The organism is Burkholderia sp. AU16482, from assembly GCF_002223285.1.
Classification (GTDB): Bacteria; Pseudomonadota; Gammaproteobacteria; order Burkholderiales; family Burkholderiaceae; genus Burkholderia; species Burkholderia semiarida.
In genome coordinates, this window is record NZ_NKEY01000023.1 from 1 (window position 1) to 605 (window position 605).

The 605-nt window shown below is 64.0% G+C and carries 1 protein-coding gene; it reads right to left on the reverse strand.

The window, feature by feature from the left end:
• Positions 1 to 605: ferritin-like domain-containing protein (locus tag CFB35_RS33955; protein WP_089466256.1), on the reverse strand; the 605-nt coding region annotated here is incomplete at both ends.

Consider the following 605-nt stretch of genomic DNA (forward strand, 5'->3'; position numbering starts at 1 on the left):
ATCGACAGGTTGTGCAGGATCCGCTCGACCACCTTCTTCTCCCACTCGCCGTCGAAGCGGATCTGCTCGTCGAGCCAGCGCTCGAGCCATTCCGGATCCGGCAGGCGCGATTGCACGGTGTCGCGCGGGAACAGCGCCTGGTTCACGTGCAGGTTGGTCGGGTGCAGCGGCTTCTCGGTGCGGCGCGCCGACGCCATCAGCACGCCGATCTTCGCGAAGGCCGCACGTGCGACGTCGCCGCAGTTGTTCAGCGCCTTCTTCATGTAGCGCAGGTACGCGCCGCCATGACGCGCCTCGTCGCGCGAAATCGTTTCGTAGATCTGCTTGATGACGGGCTCGGTGTGCCAGTCGGCCGCGCAGCGGTACCAGTGGTTCAAACGGATCTCGCCGCAGAAGTGCAGCATCAGCGTCTCGAGCGGCGGCGCAGGATCGAACTGGAAACGCACCGCGTGCAGTTCCTCCTCGGTCGGCACCAGCTCCGGCTTGAAGCGGCGCAGGTATTCCATCAGCACGAGCGAATGCTTCTGCTCCTCGAAGAACCACACGCTCATGAACGCGGAAAAGTCGCTGTCGTGCTGGTTGTCGCGCAGGAACATTTCCGTCGC